We start from the raw sequence: 18,533 nt of genomic DNA, 5'->3' as shown, positions 1-18,533 counted from the left end.
ACAACATGAAGTCATTCCTTTCGCATGTTGTTAGTTACATTTTAGAAAATAATACCAACATTAGCAATCTTACCTTGGTATTACCTAGCAAAAGAGCAGGTGTCTTCCTAAAACACGAACTCTCACAACAAATTAAAAAAACCTCTTTTGCTCCCGAAATTCTTAGTATTGAAGAATTAGTAGAAGAAATTTCAGGATATACTTCCGTAAGTAATACCGAATTACTTTTTGAATTTTACACGGTATACAAAGAACTTACACCAAAAGATGCGCAAGAGCCTTTTGATTCTTTTTCCAAATGGGCACAAATACTATTACAAGATTTTAATGAAATTGATCGGTATTTAATTCCGCAAAAGGATATCTTCAATTATTTAGGTGCGATTCAAGAAATTAATCATTGGTCGTTAGAAAAAGAACCCACAACTCTAGTCAAAAACTATTTAACTTTTTGGAACAAGCTCCAAGAATATTATGATGGCTTAACCGAAAAAATAACTCAAAAAGGAATTGCCTATCAAGGTTTGGTATACCGAGAAGCAGTTGATAGTTTAGAATTTTATCTACAGAAAAACGAAAACAAAAAACACTATTTCATTGGTTTCAATGCACTGAATACTGCCGAAGAAAAAATTATTCAAGAATTTTTAGAAGTTGGTTTAGCAGAAATTTTATGGGATACTGATCATATCTTTTTTGAAGATCCTGAACACGATGCAAGCTTGTTTTTACGACGTCATCGATACGATTGGAATTATTTTAAGAAAAATGCTTTCTCTTGGATTGCCAATAATTTTTCTAATAAAAAGAATATTGAAATCATTGGTGCGCCGAAAAATGTAACACAAGCGAAACACATTGGCGAAATTCTTCAAAAAATACAACAACATGATGAAAATTTACAAGATGTTGCAGTCGTTTTAGGGGACGAACAATTACTAATTCCATGTTTAAATTCGTTGCCAAAGGAAATAGAAAAACTCAATATTACGATGGGTTTTCCGCTAAAAGACATCCCGTTAGCAACTACGTTCAATAATTTATACATCTTACAAGAACATCATCGAAATAATGCTTTTTACTATAAAAGTGTCATTAATGTACTTTCAGATACCAACTTGCGCCCTTTATTTCAGCAAAAAAATAAAAATGTAGCAACAGATATCATTCATTATATTCAATCAAATAATATTATTTATGTACCTACGGAAACAGTTGTAGAACGCTTTCCGAAAGATATTCAAGATGTTGCATCAATTTTATTTACCTATTGGAATAACAAGCCAAAAACTGCAATTCAAAACTGTATTACGCTTATTAGACGATTAAAAACTAGCCTAATTGATGAACGCGAAAAACATTTACTCGCGCTAGAATATTTATATCGTTTTAATGAAGTATTCAATCAATTGCAATTATTGACCAAACAACACAATTACATCACAGACATCAAGTCGTTATTGGCGTTGTATAAAGAAGTAATTAGCACAGAAACACTTGATTTTAAAGGTGAACCGCTTCAAGGTTTGCAATTAATGGGAATGTTAGAAACACGTGTGCTCGATTTCAAAACCGTGATTCTTTCATCCGTAAATGAAGGAATTCTTCCATCAGGAAAAAGCAACAATTCGTTTATTCCGTTCGATCTAAAAAAACAATTCAATCTCCCAACATACAAAGAAAAAGACGCAATTTACACCTATCACTTCTACCGTCTATTGCACAGAGCTGAAAACGTCTATTTACTATACAATACAGAAGCTGACGGCTTAAATGGTGGCGAAAAAAGTCGTTTTTTAATGCAATTAGAAACCTATGCAATGCCAAATCATACGATTTCGCAACATGTAGTTATTCCAAATGTGCCAAAAATTACACCTAAACTTCAAATAGTTCAAAAAGAAGCACACATTCTAAAACGTATCAAAGACATTGCAAACAAAGGATTTTCGCCTTCTGCGTTAACTTCATACATTCGAAATCCGATAGACTTTTACTATCAAAAAATTCTTGGAATTCAAGAATACGAAGCTGTAGAAGAAACCGTTGCCGCAAACACACTTGGAACGGTTGTGCATGATACTTTAGAGCTTTTATACAAACCGTTTGAAGGCAAAATTATAGTTGTGGAAGACATCAAAGCAATGTTTGCAAGCGTTGAACAATTGGTTTCGGATAACTTTAAAAAAACCTATGGTGAAGGAAATATTCATCGGGGAAAAAACCTCATCATTTTTAATGTTGCCAAACGCTATGTAACCAACTTTTTAAATCAAGAATTACAAACTTTAAAAACAGGCAAAACTTTACGGATTCTACAAATAGAGCAAACATTACAAGCTAAAATTGACATTCCAGAACTTGATTTTCCAGTATATATTGGTGGAAAAGTAGATCGTGTGGACGAACTCGATGGCGTGTTGCGCATTATTGATTACAAAACTGGAAAAGTATCGCAAAGTGATGTGGAAATTGTTGATTGGGATTTGCTTACGCAAGATTACAAATTCAGCAAAAGTTTTCAAGTTTTAGCATATGCGTACATGATTTATCAAAAACAGGCATTTCAGCAAGATACGGAAGCAGGAATCATCTCGTTTAAAAATTTACAAAGCGGATTTCTAAAATTTGGGACCAAAGACAAACCTGGAAGTCGCACCAAAAATCAATTGGTAACTTCGGAAACGTTGGACGATTTTATAGTAGAACTCAAACGACTGATTTTTGAAATTTGCAATCAAACCATTCCATTTACCGAAAAAGAAGTCTAAACATGATACAAAAGCTCAAAAACAACGTTTTAACGCGTGAACATGAAAAAGATATACTTGTCGATTACTTTTTTAAGAAAGACAACACACAAAAGCCTATTGTTGTTTTTTGTCATGGTTATAAAGGTTTTAAAGATTGGGGCGCTTGGGATTTAGTTGCAGAAACATTTGCAGCAGCTGGATACTTTTTTGTAAAATTCAACTTCTCACACAATGGCGGAACGATGGAACAACCAATTGATTTTCCAGATTTAAAAGCGTTTGGTGAAAACAATTATACCAAAGAATTAATCGATTTAGAAGATATCATTTTACATTTATCAAAAGATGATTTCCACTTTCGTGGAGAATGTACACTGCACAATATTTCGCTTATTGGACATTCACGTGGCGGCGGAATTGCTACAATAAAAGCAGAAGAATCTTCTAAAATAAGCAACGTCATATCTTGGGCTGGCGTTTCAGATTACGCATCACGTTTCCCGAAAGGGGAAAAATTAGACGATTGGAAAAACTCAGGAGTGTATTATGTAATTAATGGACGAACGAAGCAAGAAATGCCGCATTATTATCAGTTTTTTGAAGACTTTCAAGCAAATAAAACACGTTTAGATATAGAGCGAGCAACAAAAAATGTAAAAATTCCGCACTTAATCATTCATGGAACAACTGATCCTGCGGTTTCCGTAGAAGAAGCAAAACTTGTACATCAATGGAGTCCGAATAGTAAATTGTATCTTATTGAACATGCCGATCATGTTTTTGGTGCGCGACATCCTTGGGAACATGCAACATTACCAAAAGATTTGCAGGAAGTTGTACAAACTACTATCAACTTTATTTCAAACTAAAAAAGCATAAAAAAGTTCTCTAAAAAGCTTTAAAAGCGTCATTCTGGACTTGATCCAGAATCTCATACAATTGATTTTCAATGATAATGAGAAACCGAATCAAGTTCGGTTTGACGAAAATTTAATTTCTTAGAGAACCTATTTCCAAGTTTACAAAATAATAATATATTCTACCGTAGTGAGTCCGCCACTAATCTCATTAGTGTGCTGAACTTCATATTGTGTTAATTTTTCTAGCATAATAAAAGAGTTTAATTAATACTTTAGCGTTCTTGTTCTTGTGGATTACACGTTTCTGGGTGACATGTATATACCATTGCTGTATCACCGCTACAATCGGGATTGTCCGAACCTCTTCTCAGTTGCCCTTTTACAGTTTCAACCTTTAGATTACTGATGACTTTTTTGTTTAAGTGTAAACTCTTTAGTGTTCTTTTTTTCATAATAAAGTATTTTAGTTACAATCTAAAAATACAAAATTATTAATGGAAGTTATACGGTATTCCCATAATATCAGATATTACAAAAAAAGCCATTCAACTGATGCTGAATGACTTTATATATTGAATACAATCGTTTTTCTAGTTTGTTCCTTTTAAAACTAACAAAGGCAAACGACTTTCAAAATCTATTTTCTTTATAGAACTTTGTTCCCACAATTTCTTGAAAAATCCACGTTTACGTCTAAAAACACAAATTAAATCAGGATTATTTTCATTCAAATGCTCTAAAACACCTTGAAACAACGTTGCATTTTCAGAACTCTTGTAACTTGAAGTTATTGCGGCTAATTCAGAGTGAAACTCTAAATCTTCTGGTAAAAATTCGAGTGTTTTAATTTGCAACAAACGCATTTTAGCATCAAAAGCAACTAAGATTTTTTCTAAAGGCACCAAAATATCTTTGTGTTTTATCACTCCAGATTTTATTGCTGTCAATACTCTTTTAATTGGTCTAAAAACATACCCTTCTGGCACAACCAACACCGAAATATTCGTTTTCTTTATAATACTTCCTGTAGTACTTCCTAAAAATACTTCTTCTTTAATAGAATTGCTTCGAGGACCAACAATAATCAAATCAATTCCCAATTCTTTATCAATAGAATTGATGCTATCAACTACGTTTCCTTTTGCAGAAATAATAGAAACATCTACATTTTTCAAATCAACACTTGCTACAACTTCCTTTACATTACTTGCCGTTTCACGTCCGACAATTTCATCAACATTCAAAATTGTTCCTGCTTTCGAAAGCACTTTAAAGGCTCTAAACACAAATACTTTTGCGTCAATAGCTGTTGCAAAATCAATTGCATACTGCAATGTATTCTTCGCATTGCTAGAATCTCCGATAGGAACTAATATATTTTTCATTATCTTAAATTTCTGCAAAAATAATCATTTTTTAATTCAAAGGTCGTTTTTCATTATTTTAAAATATCTTTAAAAACTACAAATTACATCACAAACTGCTATGAGCTTACAAATTCGCACAGCAACTTTAACTGATATTGACGCATTACTCAACATTACCAAAGCATGCGCAAAACACATGATTAAGAATAATATATTTCAATGGAATGAAAACTATCCCAATTGTGCCGCTTTTGAAAATGATATTCATAGAAACGAATTATATGTGTTAGTGTATATCAATGAAATTGTCGGTTGTGTGGTGATTTCCAATCTAATGGACGAAGAATATAAAACTGTTAATTGGCTTTCGCCAGATGGTACAAACCTATACATTCATCGGTTGGCAGTTGATCCAAAACACCAAGGAAAAGGATACGCGCAATGCTTAATGGACTTTGCAGAAAACTATGCCATAGAAAATAATTATCGTTCCATAAGATTAGATACGTTTAGTAAGAACCATAGAAATCAAAAGTTTTACGAACTTCGCGGTTATAAAAAATTAGAGAATATATACTTTCCAAAACAAAGTGTATATCCTTTTTACTGTTACGAACGCATCCTTTGAAAACACAGATAACCAACTCAGACATTAATAAACTCGCCGTTCCTGCACTCATTGCCGGAATTGCCGAACCTTTGTTATCAATTACCGACACCGCTATTGTTGGAAATATTGACGTAAATGCTACCGAAGCCTTAAGTGCTGTCGGAATTGCAGGTGCATTTATTTCGATGTTAGTGTGGGTTTTTGGACAAACACGAAGTGCAATTTCTGCGTTAATTTCACAATATTTAGGTGCCAACAAGCTAGACGAAATCAAAACGTTGCCAGCACAAGCTATTGCTATCATTTTAGCTATTAGTTTTATATTAATACTTATTACCTATCCGTTTGCGGAACACATTCTCAACTTTTACAACGCAAAAGGCATCATTTTAGAGTACAGTAGTTCGTATTACCGAATTCGAATTTTTGGATTGCCGTTTACACTCTTAACCTTTGCCATTTTTGGTATATTTAGAGGTTTGCAAAACACACTTATACCAATGATAATTGCCATTACTGGCGCATTACTAAATGTTGTGTTAGACATTGCATTTGTATATGGTGTAAAAGGTTACATTCCGGCTATGTATGTTGATGGTGCGGCCTATGCGAGTTTACTTTCGCAACTAATTATGGCAATATTAGCGGTTATATTTCTGTTGAAAAAAACACAAATTCCACTAAAAATACACTTACCATTACACAAAGAATTACCCAAAATGGCAATCATGATTCTGAATCTAATTATCAGAACTATTGCACTCAATGTTGCTTTATACTTTGGAACTTCGTTTGCGGCGGCCTATGGTGCAAAATATAGTGCGGCATATACAATACTGTTAAATATTTGGTTCTTTGGTGCGTTTTTTATTGACGGATATTCCAGTGCTGGAAACATTTTATCTGGAAAACTTTATGGAGAAAAAAACTATGAAGAACTCGTAAAACTCAGTACAAAGTTGACCAAATATGCCATTATTGTTGGTGTTGGAATGCTAATTATTGGCGGAATATTATATTATCCTATTGGACGATTATTTACAAAAGAACAAGCCGTTTTAGATGAATTTTATACCATTTTTGGTTTAATTCTTGCCATGCAACCACTTTGTGCAATCGCTTTTGTATTTGACGGAATCTTCAAAGGGTTGGGGAAAATGGCAACCTTACGGAACGTATTATTAGTAGCTACATTTCTGGTGTTTATTCCAACCATTCTTATTCTTGACTATTTAAATTTAAAACTCTACGCAGTTTGGATTGCCTTCACACTTTGGATTGTAGCACGCGGATTTCCTTTAATATTTGTATTCCGAAAAGAATTCATTCCTAAGATTAGAAAATAAACTTATTTAGACTGTTAGGTCTACTTTCTCAAAATGTACTTTGAAACCTATCCTTTTCCGAAGTATAACAATTATTTTTCGTTAAGAATTTTTGAAGCCTTGGAAAAAATTTAGAAAAATAGTTGTGGTTTTAGCCTTTTCGGCTAAAAATACCTCTGAAAAAGGCGCACTTTCTTTTGTTTCGTTTTCTTTGTGCGAGCAAAGAAAATGAAAATTAGAAGTAAAAAAATTATCTTCTTTATCAAAAACTTGCTTAAGAATTTCAAGAATACTCTTTGAAATTATTTTTATAAAAAAATGAACAAATAGCCTACTTTTGTAGCACACAAAACCTCATCATCATGACCACAACCAGAACCAACGGAAGTCTCTACACAAATATTCAAAACAATATTGCAACGATAGAATTTGGACATCCTGCAAGTAATTCTTTTCCAAGCGAACTCTTAGATCGATTAACGAAAGAGTTGCATTCTTTAGCAGAAAATGATACTGTTAATGTAATTATTCTTAAAAGTGAAGGCGATCGTGCATTTTGTGCTGGCGCTTCTTTTGATGAATTGGTCGCTATTGATAACTTGGAAGATGGAAAAACATTTTTCAGTGGTTTTGCCAACGTAATCAACGCCATGCGGACATGCGGAAAGTTAATTGTTGGTCGTGTACAAGGAAAAGCTGTTGGTGGCGGTGTTGGGTTAATTTCTGCCTGTGATTACGCTTTTGCAACAGAAGCGGCTTCTATAAAACTTTCAGAATTAACTATTGGAATTGGTCCGTTTGTCATTGCGCCTGCGGTTCAAAACCGAATTGGAAAAGCTGGTTTCTCAGAGTTAAGTCTCGCGCCAAGCGAATGGAAAACTGCCTATTGGGCAAAAGAAAAAGGGTTGTTTGCCAAAGTATTTGAAACCCAACAAGAACTCGACAAAGAACTCGAAATTTTTGCAGCAAAACTCGCTTCGTACAATCCGGATGCATTGGCTGGCATGAAAAAAATATTGTGGGAAGACACCGAAAACTGGGACAAACTTTTAGCCGAACGTGCTGAACTTTCAGGAACACTCGTTTTATCAGACTTTACTAAAAAGGCATTAGCGAAGTTTAAAAATTAGATTCGTTAGACTTCTTGGACTAACTTAGATTGTTAGCGTATTGAATTTGTTATTCAAAACTTCAGAAAAACATTCCTGAATTCATGACAAAATCCTTCAATCTTTCAATTTTTCAATACCAAACACACATTATGTTCAACGAAATTTAATGTTTAATTAAACAGAAAAGCCTAATTTTTAGATTTTTAAGACAAGATTGTAGATTCCTGCCTACACAGGAATTAAAAAAGCTAAAATACCCTATCTTTGCGCATTAATTGAAAATGAAAATGAGCAAAATTCGCATCACAAAGCAATTTAATTTTGAAACTGGTCATGCTTTATATGGCTATGACGGGAAATGTAAAAACGTACACGGACACAGTTATAAACTTTCGGTAACCGTAATTGGAACACCTATTACAGACAATACCAATGTAAAATGGGGAATGGTAATTGACTTTAGCGATCTGAAAAAGATTGTAAAAGAAGAAGTTGTTGATGTATTTGATCATGCCATTGTATTTAACCAAAATACGCCACACAAATCGTTAGCTTTAGTAATGCGTAGTGAAGGACACAATGTAATATTAGCAGATTATCAACCAACGAGCGAAAATATGGTGATTGATTTTGCGGCAAAAATAAAAAATAGACTTCCAGAAAATATTCAACTATTTTCATTGCGTTTACAAGAAACCGATTCGTCTTGCGCAGAATGGTTTGCAAGTGATAACTAGCGCAACGAAGTATTGAACTTGATTGAGTATCTCACATTGACACTAATATTTATTGAAAAGCATAAAAACAGCGAACCAAGGTTCGCTGTTTTACTATAATTTATAGTTCTGGTCCACAAACCAAAGGATATGTTGGACATGCCCAAAGATTTGAGTGACACCAGTATTCGTCAGTATTGCAAGGCACTCCAAATGTAACATATGGAAGTCCACCTTTTACATTGGATAAAGAAAGGTTAGAAACAGACTTTTTGTTCAGCTTTAGCGATTTTAAATTTCTTTTTTTCATGATATAAAATATTTTGTTTAAATAAGAAATTATAAAAACTAATCCTCAACTGTTTACGGTAATACCTTAATTAACATTTAAACGATAGAAAACTGCTATTTTATTCCATTTGATACATGGTCTATTTTTCATCAAACTAAATTTTAATTTGAATAATGCTGAATGTGAATTGCAAGAATAACAGAATTCTTATATTTACACCATGAACATTCCCGAAGGAAAAAAAATATACTTCTCTTCTGACAATCACTTAGGCGCGCCAACGGCGGAAACTAGTTTTCCAAGAGAAAAAAAATTTGTTGCTTGGCTAAATGAAATTGAGCATGATGCAGCCGCTATTTTCCTTCTTGGAGATTTGTTTGATTTTTGGTTTGAATACAAAACGGTTGTTCCAAAAGGATTTGTGCGTACGCTTGGGAAACTTGCAGAATTGCGCGATAAAGGCATTCCAATTTATTTTTTTGTGGGAAATCACGATTTATGGATGGATGATTATTTTGAGAAAGAACTTAACATTCCTGTTTATCACAAACCAAAAGAATTCACATTTAACAATACTACTTTTTTTATTGGTCACGGTGACGGATTAGGTCCTGGAGACAAAGGTTACAAACGCATGAAAAAAGTGTTTACCAATCCTTTCTTCAAATGGTGTTTTCGTTGGTTGCATCCTGATATTGGTGTGCGAATTGCACAATATTTATCTGTCAAAAACAAACTAATTTCTGGTGATGATGATGCCACATTTTTAGGAGAAGAAAACGAGTGGTTGGTACAATATTGCAAACGAAAGCTAGAAACCAAACACTACAATTATTTTATATTTGGACATCGTCACTTACCGTTAGAAATTGACCTCAATGAGCAAAGTAAATATGTAAACTTAGGAGATTGGATTCAGTATTACACGTATGCTGAATTTGACGGAAAAACGCTTTCGCTGAAGAAATATGAATTGGATTTTTAGACTTCTTAGATTGCTTTGCTATTAGATTCGGCTTTGCCTTTTAGAACTTTTTTTTATACTTAAGGTTAACGCTGTTTCTCAAACCGTCACAGCAAGCAAAGTGAAGCTATTCACCTTCAAACTAGAAGATTACTTCATCATATTTCCTCGTAATGACGTATTAAAGAGTCAATAGTTAACATCATAAGAAAAGTTCTAAAAACCGAAGAAGTCCAACAAATTAATTCCGACATACATCATTCAAATAATCATCGAGTTTTATTTGAAATAATGTTCCTTTCATCAAATCAGAAATAGTTTCTAATTCCTTTTCGGAAACGGCTAAATCGACGGTTTTTGCAGGCGTTTTTAATAGAATAGAACGGCAATTGTTTTTTGCTTTGCAATCCTTACAACAACCACGATTGACAGCTTGTGTTACAAACTTGGAAAATTTTTCAATCTCTTCAATTGTCAAATAAAAGCCTGTATCTCTAAAAATAACTTGAAACTTCGGATTGTTTTTTTGTACATCTTGCTTCCACTGAAAAGAAATTCCAATATCGTTGTGATAAATTTTATGTATATCGCTCATGATTTTTGCATTTGAAAAATCAAATATACAATTATTTATAATTAGTCTAAATAAATTTAGATTGAATTTATGTTAAGATTCTTCTTGATGCGCTTCCACATCTTTTGTTAAATCTAAGTTTCTAAATGACGGTGAAACCAATCCAGTTGTAATCACAGTTATTAACGTCATTGTTCCGCCAAAAACCACTGCGGTAACTGTTCCCATGAGTTTTGCTGTTAAACCGCTTTCAAACGCACCCAATTCGTTGGACGAACCTACAAACATTGAGTTTACCGAAGCAACACGTCCACGCATTTCATCAGGTGTTTTTAGTTGTAAAATAGTTTGACGGATAACCATGGAAACACCATCAAATACACCACTAAAGAAGAGCGCAACTAATGAAACCCAGAATATTGTTGAGAGTCCAAAGATGATGATACAAATTCCAAATCCGAAAATCGCACCTAATAACTTGAGTCCAGCTTTTTTACTAATGGGAATATATGCCGTAATCAACATTGTTAATACCGCTCCAACTGCTGGCGCGGCACGCAACATTCCAAAACCTTCTGACCCGACTTTTAAGATATCTTGTGCAAATATTGGTAATAAAGCTACTGCGCCACCAAACAAAACGGCAATCATATCTAGCGTAAGCGCACCCAAAACAGCTTTTTCATTGCGTACAAAATCAATTCCTTCTCCTAAACTTTTCCATACATTTTCTCCAATTTTTGGATTCAATATTGGTTTCTTCGGAATTAAGAAAAGGATCATAAACGATAAGGTAACCAATGCAAAAATGATACATAACGACCAATGAACGCCAATCCAATTGATGGTAAATCCAGCGAAAGCTGGCCCTAAAATCGTAGCCGTTTGCCATGTTGAACTACTCCAGGTAGCCGCATTAGGATATATTTTTTTCGGAACAATTAACGCGATCAGTGAAAAGATGGTTGGTCCAAAAAACGAACGTAAAAAACCACCAAAAAAGACCAGCGCATAAATACTGTACAAGACAGAATTTTGTGACCATTCGGCAGTAATTTCAGGTGATGTTAATAGAAATAATGCAAAACTAATTATTGAGAAAAATGCAATACAGGTTGATAGCAACGTTCGTTTTTCACGCTGATCTACAATGTGTCCTGCAAATAATGCCATGGAAACTGCTGGAATGACTTCCATTAAACCAATTAAACCCAAAGACCAAGGATCTTTGGTAATGGAATATACTTCCCATTCGATCACAATAAACTGCATAGACCATGCAAATACTAGAAAAAATCTGACTAATAAAAAGATGTTGAATTCTTTAAATCGCAATGCGGCGTATGGATCTTGTTTTTGCACGTAGTTTAATTTCCTTTCAAAAATAAGCTATAAAAAACAATCCTTCACACGAATGTAAAGTATTCTATGTTTTGTAAATTTATTTTTTGATAAAACTGATTGCTGTTCCGCCACCAGCGGCAAGTTTTAATTTTACTGTGTTTTCGGAAGTTACTTCCATCGTTTCAATAGTAATTGCCGTCGGATTATCATTCCAATGTGCGTCTGCAGCATCTTTATAAATGGTTGCTGTGTAGGTTGTATTTGGTGCTAGAAAATCTAACGAAACGTTTAATTCACGTGAATTTTCATCCGTAATGCTTCCTAAAAACCAGTTTCCTGTATTGCGTTCTTCACGAGCAATCGTAACAAAATCACCAACTTCACCATTCAATACTTTCGTCTGTTTCCAATCGACACCAACATCTTTGATGAATTGCAATGCAGGATTTCCTTCATAATTTTCTATCAAATCTGCCGCCATTTGTATTGGACTGTAAATCACCACGTATAATGCTAATTGTTGCGAAATGGTTGTATTTACTTGATTGTTCTCTTTGTACGGAGTCAATTTTATATTAAAAATTCCTGGTGTATAATCTACCGGGCCAGCTAACATTCGGGTAAATGCTACAATTGGTAAGTGTTCTGATGGATTTCCGCCATCGGCCGCCCAAGCATTAAATTCTTGTCCACGCAAACCTTCACGCGAAATAATATTTGGATACGTTCTGCGCAAACCTGTTGCTTTAATTGGCTCATGCGCATTCACGGCAACTTCATAATCAACTGCTTTCATAACTGCATTGTTGTAATGGTTTACCATCCATTGTCCGTGATGATATTCTCCTTTCGGGATAATTTTTCCAACATAGCCCGATTTTACCGAATGAATTCCTAAATCTTGCATGAGTTTGTATGCTTTATCCATTTGTTTATCATACGTTCCAATTGCCGCAGAAGTTTCGTGATGCATAATAATTTCTACACCTTTTTCGTTGGCATAACGCACAACTTCTTCTAAATCATAATCGTCGTATGGAGTGATAAAATCAAAAACTCCTTCACGATCTTCAAATCCAATCCAATGTTCCCAACCTGTATTCCAACCTTCAATCAACACGCCGCCGATATTGTTTTTAGCTGAAAAGTCTATGAATGCTTTTGCGTTTTCGGTAGTTGCTCCATGTTTCCCAGCCGCTTTGTCCCAAGAGGATTTTCCTAAGTGCATTTCCCACCAAATCCCTGTGTATTTCATTGGTTTGAACCAAGAAATATCCTCAATTTTAGAAGGTTCATTTAAGTTTACAATTAGTTTAGAATCAATTAATTCTGTTGCTTTTTCTGTAATTTGAATCGTTCGCCAAGGAGTTGTAAATGGCGTGGTTCGTTTTACTTTATATGTTGTACGTTCCGAACCTACCAATTCGCTTTGTAATGATAAGTTTTCTGTATCTACTTTTAACGTCATACCTGAATAATCGAGCAATGCCGCTTCATGAATACTGATGTGCAAACCGTCTGCTGTTCGCATGGTAAATGGTGTGTTTACAGCATTTTCAGGAATATAGGTTTGTGCTAAACTTCCATGATTTGCTTTGCTTAACGCATCAATTTTAGAAATTTTTGATGTTGTATATAAGTGTTCATAAATATCCCAATCGCCAGGAATCCACCAAGAAGTATGATCGCCAGTCAATTGAAATTCAGTGTTTTCATCGGTAATGATTACTTCTTTTAAGTGTTCTTGTTCAGGAAATTCATAGCGAAACCCAATTCCATCATCATATACTTTAAAGACAAGATTCAACTTTCGTTGTAATGCCTCTTTTTCTTGAAGTTCAATTTTGAGTTCGTTATACTGATTTCGTACATTTTCTTGTTCGCCCCAAGGCATATTCCACGTTTCATCAACCGAATTTGTAGTTGTTTTTAGTATTTTAAAATTTCTATCTAACGGAGAAACAGCTTTCAATTCGAAACCTAAAGTAGAAGTATCAATGACGGTTTTGGTATTGTGAAGCACTTTGTAACATGGAGTTCCATCGTGTAATAAGAAAAAAGCAACATTCAGTTCTTCATTTGGAGAAGAAATAGTAACATTTTTCACTTCTTTTGCACAAGAATATACACAACAAATTCCTACTAAAAGGAACATTTTAAAAACGGTTTTCATGGTTATTACGATTGATTTCTTTTTAAAAGTACTGTTTTCAGTGTAAAAAAAATTACGAAACCGTTTTCGTGTTGATAAGTTATAGCCTAGTTTAAATTTTAGCTATAAATGAAGAAGTTAAAAATATATTATTGTGAACTTAATTTGAATTCTACGCGTCTGTTTTTCTTTCGTTGCGCTTCGGTATCATTTGGCATTAGCGGTTTTGTACTTCCAAAGCCGAACCAATTGATTCGCGAAACGTTTAACCCTTTTAAAACTAGATAGTCAGCTACTGCTTTTGCACGTTCAAAAGACAGTTCTTTATTTCTTTTTAAAGTTCCGATAGCGTCTGTATGTCCGTAAATTTCGACGGTTAACAATGGTCTTTTTTCTAAATATGCATAGAGTTCATCAAGTTCTTTAACTGATGTTTCTACTAAAATTGCTTTGTCAAATTCGAAAAGTACATTTTTGAATGTGTAAATTTCAGCTTCTTCAAGTGTTTCTTCAATTGCTATATCTACTTCATTTTCAGCTTCTTCCTGTATTATTTTTTTCTCTAACGATTCAATAGAAATATCATCTATGTAGTAATAGGCAAACTCGTATTCTTGTGCGCGTTGCATTTGTATTTTATTCGTTTTCCAATTTGAATTGAAGTTTCCAATCGAAAAATAATTTTCAAAACCTGAAGCTTCATACACAAAGGTGATTTCTGTCCAACCAAGTTTTTCCTGATAGTAACGTTCGGTGTTAATTTCAACTTTCTTGTACTTTTTATCGGTTGCTTTTTTAGGTCTAATTTGTTTCTCACAATAGTTGTAACGATAACATTTTATCAGTTTTTCTTCTGTAAATAGAATGTTTATATCTGTAGTGGCTTTTGTAGATTTTTCAGCTAAACTCACATAAAAAGTAACCGTGTATTTCTTCCCTTTTTCAAGTGTTTGTTTTAGTGTTCCTTGAACGTATTCTCGATAATTTTTATCTGTAAACACATAAATTCCCGCATGCGCAATTCCCGTTCGTGATTTCTGATAACCGTTGTAATGATTGTAGCTTTTTTTGCCTTTATAATTGAAATAATCTGTTGTTCCGCCATTTGGCGTACTCCAATTGGTTACATTTTTGTCAAATTGTCCCATCGATCGTTCGCAATGTGAACAGTCTTCAAAACTTGGATTCAGCACTAAATTTTGTGAAAACAGGATTGATGATGCAAGAAGAATAAACAGTTGGACGATGGTTTTCATTTCAATTAAACGTTGTTAAAATGAACTTAGTATTTATCGCCTTAAACTTGATTCAGGGTTTCACCATACGTAATTGAGATTCTGAATCAAGTTCAGAATGACTACGAAAGCGCAAGAGATTGTTAGAAGATAATTATATACTACTTAATATCTCTAAGTCGCAATTGTAAGGTTACATTTCCGTTCCATATATTTTCATCTACAGAATACACAGCATCAAAAAGCTGTTTGTTTTGAATCATTGGAAGTTTGTCTCCTAAATTGAATCCGATTCCAGCAATTGGTTTTGAGCGTTTTTGAACAGCATTCAAGCGTATATGATCTTTTTCAGCGCCGACACATTTTGCCCAACCTGTGTCCTTTAATTGTGTACTCATAAAAATTGGGCTCATGTTTTGCGGACCAAATGGTGAAAACTGCTTTAAGATTCTATAGAATTTTGGGGTGATTTCTTTGAGGGTGATTTCTTTATCGATTAGAATTTCTGGCGTCAACAAATTTTTATCAATGGTACTTTTTACTACTTCTTCAAACGCATCTTTAAATGCTTGATAGTTTTCTTCTTTCAACGTTAATCCTGCTGCATATTTATGTCCGCCAAATTGCGTAATATGTTCTTTGCATTGTTCTAAAGCATTGTACACATCAAAACCTTTTACAGATCGCGCAGAAGCGGCTAGTTTTTCGCCACTTTTGGTAAATACCAACGTTGGACGATAATAGGTTTCTATCAATCGGGAAGCGACAATTCCAATAACGCCTTTGTGCCACTTTTCATCGTACACAACCGTTGTAAAACGTTCTTGCTCTTCTAATTTTTCTATTTGTTGAAATGCTTCTTTGGTAATTTCTTGATCCAATTCACGGCGTTCCATGTTGAACGCTTCAATGGAAGCCGCATATTGTGTGGCAATGTCTAAGTTTTCTTCCGTCAATAATTCAACAGCATGCAATCCTTGACTGATTCTTCCAGCTGCATTTATTCGTGGTGCAATGACAAAAACGACATCTGTAATGGTTAATACATCTTTTTTTAGTTGATTGATGATCGCTTTGATTCCAGCTCTTGGTGCCGAGTTGATGACTTGCATTCCAAAATGTGCCAAGGTTCTATTTTCTCCTGTTACTGGAACAATATCTGCCGCAATTGCCGTCGCCACTAAATCTAAATATGGAAATAAATCTGTTACTGTTTGACCTCTTTTGGAACTTAATGCTTGAATTAATTTGAAACCAACTCCGCAACCGCACAATTCGTCATATGGATAGTTGCAATCATTTCGTTTCGGATCTAAAACCGCGACTGCTTTTGGCAATTCGTTTCCAGGTCGGTGATGATCGCAAATGATGATGTCTATTTGTTTTTCGGAAGCATATTCAACTTTATCAATGGCTTTTATTCCACAATCGAGCGTAATTATTAATGAAATATCATTGTCTTCCGCATAATCAATTCCTTGAAATGACAATCCATATCCTTCTTCATATCGATCTGGAATGTAGGTTGCTACGTTTGGGTAAATCGTTTTTAGATACGAAGAAACCAACGCCACCGAAGTTGTTCCGTCCACATCATAATCGCCATACACCATAATATTTTCATCATTGGTGATTGCTTTGTCAATTCGCGCGACAGCGAGCTCCATATCTTTCATTAAAAACGGATCGTGAATATCTTTTAATGAAGGACGAAAAAAGGTTTTGGCGTCTTCATAGGTTTCTATTCCACGTTGCAATAAAAGTGTTGCTACTACTTCATTTACTTGCAACACTTCCATTAAGTGTTTTATTTTGTGTGCTTCTGGTTTTGGTTTTAATGTCCAACGCATGGTGTGTATAATTAACTGGTTACTTCTTTAGTGTTTATTAAGTTTCAAGAAGTATTATTCCTTACATTTCGGCTTCGCTCAATGTGCGAGAATCAAAATGTGTGATGTTTTTTCTAAACTAACTGAGGAAAATTATACTACGAATTAAGAACTGTGAAAATACGTATTGGTTTCCACTTTTGCAAAACGACGGAACATTTCCATCACACCACAATATTTCTCAACAGATAAATCTACTGCTTTTTGAATCTTTTTTTCTTCTAAATCGTTACCATAAAAATGATATTCAACCGTTACAGTATGGTAATATTTTGGATGTTCGTCTGTGAGTTCGCCAGCAACTTCCATTTTAAATTCGTCAACTGTAACTTTCATTTTATTCATAATAGAAACCACATCCAAACCAGAACAACCAGCCAACGACGATAACATCATTGCTTTTGGACCTAATCCTTCGTTATTTCCACCATTTTCAGGTGAAGTGTCCATTAAGAGTGTTTGTCCAGTTGGATTGTCCGATTCGAACAACATATTTCCTTTCCATTGTGTCGTTATTTTATGTGCCATATTTGAAGGTTTTTTAGTGAAACTCAATTTTGAGAAGCTTTTGCTGAACTTGATTCAGTATCTAAAGTGCATTCAAAATTGTACGTTGAACTAATCCTGCTGAAAAGCGGAATCTTTAGTTTATTTACTATTTTTATTTGCTTAAATTCGTATGCTGTAATTAAAAACGATTACAGAATTCAAAAATACAAGTAATTAATTTAAAAATATACGATTATGCCATTAGTAACGCCATTGAATCCTGATCATGATTCGGAAACCAAAGAATTAGCAGAATTTTTTAATGAAACACTTGGGTTTTGCCCAAACTCTGTTTTGACAATGCAACGCAGACCCGCCATTTCAAAAGCATTTATCAACTTAAATAAAGCCGTAATGGCAAATGAAGGTCGTGTAACGTCTGCTTTAAAACGAATGATTGCTTGGGTAAGTAGTAACGCAACAGGTTGTCGTTATTGCCAAGCACACGCTATTAGAGCCGCCGAACGTTATGGAGCAGAGCAAGAACAGTTAGATAATATTTGGGAATATAAAACACATCCTGCATTTTCGGATGCTGAACGTGCCGCATTAGATTTTTCATTAGCAGCTTCTATCATTCCTAATGCTGTGAATGAAGACATTAAAGCAGAATTATACAAACACTGGAACGAAGGTGAAATTGTAGAAATGTTAGGTGTTATTTCATTGTTTGGATACTTAAACCGTTGGAACGACAGTATGGGAACTTCTATTGAAGAAGGCGCTGTAGAAAGTGGAGATCAATATTTAGGAAAACACGGTTGGGAAAAAGGAAAACACGTGTAAGTTTT

Annotated in this window: 17 protein-coding genes; 8 read left to right on the top strand and 9 right to left on the bottom strand. The window is 34.2% G+C overall.

Translation table 11 applies throughout. The features are described from left to right. Positions 1-5 precede the first annotated feature (5 nt). Positions 6-2,771 carry a PD-(D/E)XK nuclease family protein gene (locus ACQ654_RS14760; RefSeq protein ID WP_430411109.1) on the top strand — a complete coding sequence of 922 codons (2,766 nt, stop codon included), beginning with the start codon at positions 6-8 and terminating at the stop codon, positions 2,769-2,771. Positions 2,772-2,773: 2 nt separating this feature from the next. Beyond that, positions 2,774-3,622: an alpha/beta hydrolase family protein gene (locus ACQ654_RS14755; RefSeq protein ID WP_430411108.1), complete on the top strand. Its 849-nt coding sequence runs from the start codon at positions 2,774-2,776 to the stop codon at positions 3,620-3,622. 263 nt (positions 3,623-3,885) lie between these two features. Here the strand turns inward: ACQ654_RS14755 and ACQ654_RS14750 are convergent, their stop codons facing one another. Both ACQ654_RS14750 and ACQ654_RS14745 read right to left on the bottom strand, forming a co-directional pair. Further along, positions 3,886-4,065, bottom strand: coding sequence for a hypothetical protein (locus ACQ654_RS14750; RefSeq protein ID WP_430411107.1), 180 nt, complete (start codon positions 4,063-4,065; stop codon positions 3,886-3,888). 138 nt (positions 4,066-4,203) lie between these two features. Beyond that, a complete protein-coding gene (locus ACQ654_RS14745; protein ID WP_430411106.1) occupies positions 4,204-4,998 on the bottom strand; it encodes a universal stress protein in 795 nt (264 codons plus the stop codon). Between the two features lie 100 nt (positions 4,999-5,098). Between ACQ654_RS14745 and ACQ654_RS14740 the strand changes: the two genes are divergently transcribed. From ACQ654_RS14740 to ACQ654_RS14725, 4 genes are all read left to right on the top strand, one after another. Beyond that, the gene (locus ACQ654_RS14740; RefSeq protein WP_430411105.1) at positions 5,099-5,608 is read left to right on the top strand and encodes a GNAT family N-acetyltransferase; all 510 of its coding nucleotides are present in this window, start codon (positions 5,099-5,101) and stop codon (positions 5,606-5,608) included. After that, a complete protein-coding gene (locus ACQ654_RS14735) occupies positions 5,605-6,936 on the top strand; it encodes an MATE family efflux transporter (RefSeq protein ID WP_430411104.1) in 1,332 nt (443 codons plus the stop codon). The genes ACQ654_RS14740 and ACQ654_RS14735 overlap by 4 nt, the downstream gene beginning before the upstream one ends. A 341-nt stretch (positions 6,937-7,277) precedes the next feature. Continuing rightward, positions 7,278-8,045: an enoyl-CoA hydratase/isomerase family protein gene (locus tag ACQ654_RS14730; protein ID WP_430411103.1), complete on the top strand. Its 768-nt coding sequence runs from the start codon at positions 7,278-7,280 to the stop codon at positions 8,043-8,045. Between the two features lie 269 nt (positions 8,046-8,314). Beyond that, the gene (locus ACQ654_RS14725) at positions 8,315-8,764 is read left to right on the top strand and encodes a 6-pyruvoyl trahydropterin synthase family protein (protein WP_430411102.1); all 450 of its coding nucleotides are present in this window, start codon (positions 8,315-8,317) and stop codon (positions 8,762-8,764) included. A gap of 100 nt (positions 8,765-8,864) precedes the next feature. On the opposite strand, the gene ACQ654_RS14720 is transcribed toward ACQ654_RS14725, so the two are convergent. Continuing rightward, positions 8,865-9,053, bottom strand: a complete 189-nt coding sequence (locus tag ACQ654_RS14720; RefSeq protein ID WP_430411101.1) for a hypothetical protein — start codon at positions 9,051-9,053, stop codon at positions 8,865-8,867. A 202-nt stretch (positions 9,054-9,255) separates the two neighbouring features. Here ACQ654_RS14720 and ACQ654_RS14715 point away from each other — a divergent pair, with 202 nt between their 5' ends. Beyond that, positions 9,256-10,020, top strand: coding sequence for a UDP-2,3-diacylglucosamine diphosphatase (locus ACQ654_RS14715; protein WP_430411100.1), 765 nt, complete (start codon positions 9,256-9,258; stop codon positions 10,018-10,020). A 220-nt stretch (positions 10,021-10,240) separates the two neighbouring features. Here ACQ654_RS14715 and ACQ654_RS14710 read toward each other — a convergent pair whose 3' ends face one another. The 6 genes from ACQ654_RS14710 to ACQ654_RS14685 form a co-directional block, all read right to left on the bottom strand. Next, complete coding sequence (locus ACQ654_RS14710; protein ID WP_430411099.1) at positions 10,241-10,594, bottom strand: DUF6686 family protein; 354 nt, start codon at positions 10,592-10,594, stop codon at positions 10,241-10,243. A 72-nt stretch (positions 10,595-10,666) separates the two neighbouring features. Beyond that, the gene (locus ACQ654_RS14705; protein ID WP_430411098.1) at positions 10,667-11,935 is read right to left on the bottom strand and encodes an MFS transporter; all 1,269 of its coding nucleotides are present in this window, start codon (positions 11,933-11,935) and stop codon (positions 10,667-10,669) included. A gap of 79 nt (positions 11,936-12,014) precedes the next feature. Then, positions 12,015-14,072, bottom strand: a complete 2,058-nt coding sequence (locus ACQ654_RS14700) for a glycoside hydrolase family 97 protein (RefSeq protein WP_430411097.1) — start codon at positions 14,070-14,072, stop codon at positions 12,015-12,017. A 146-nt stretch (positions 14,073-14,218) separates the two neighbouring features. Next, entirely contained in the window at positions 14,219-15,325 is a 1,107-nt protein-coding gene (locus tag ACQ654_RS14695) for an OmpA family protein (protein ID WP_430411096.1), read from the bottom strand. A 140-nt stretch (positions 15,326-15,465) separates the two neighbouring features. Further along, complete coding sequence (recJ, locus tag ACQ654_RS14690) at positions 15,466-17,154, bottom strand: single-stranded-DNA-specific exonuclease RecJ (RefSeq protein WP_430411095.1); 1,689 nt, start codon at positions 17,152-17,154, stop codon at positions 15,466-15,468. Between the two features lie 144 nt (positions 17,155-17,298). Further along, positions 17,299-17,721: an OsmC family protein gene (locus ACQ654_RS14685; protein WP_430411094.1), complete on the bottom strand. Its 423-nt coding sequence runs from the start codon at positions 17,719-17,721 to the stop codon at positions 17,299-17,301. Positions 17,722-17,937: 216 nt separating this feature from the next. Between ACQ654_RS14685 and ACQ654_RS14680 the strand changes: the two genes are divergently transcribed. After that, positions 17,938-18,528, top strand: a complete 591-nt coding sequence (locus ACQ654_RS14680; protein WP_430411093.1) for a carboxymuconolactone decarboxylase family protein — start codon at positions 17,938-17,940, stop codon at positions 18,526-18,528. The last annotated feature ends 5 nt before the right edge of the window (positions 18,529-18,533 follow it).

The organism is Kordia sp., from assembly GCF_965283645.1.
GTDB lineage: Bacteria > Bacteroidota > Bacteroidia > Flavobacteriales > Flavobacteriaceae > Kordia.
Note: the sequence above shows the minus strand (reverse complement) of the source record. Positions and strands in the feature narration are given on the sequence as shown.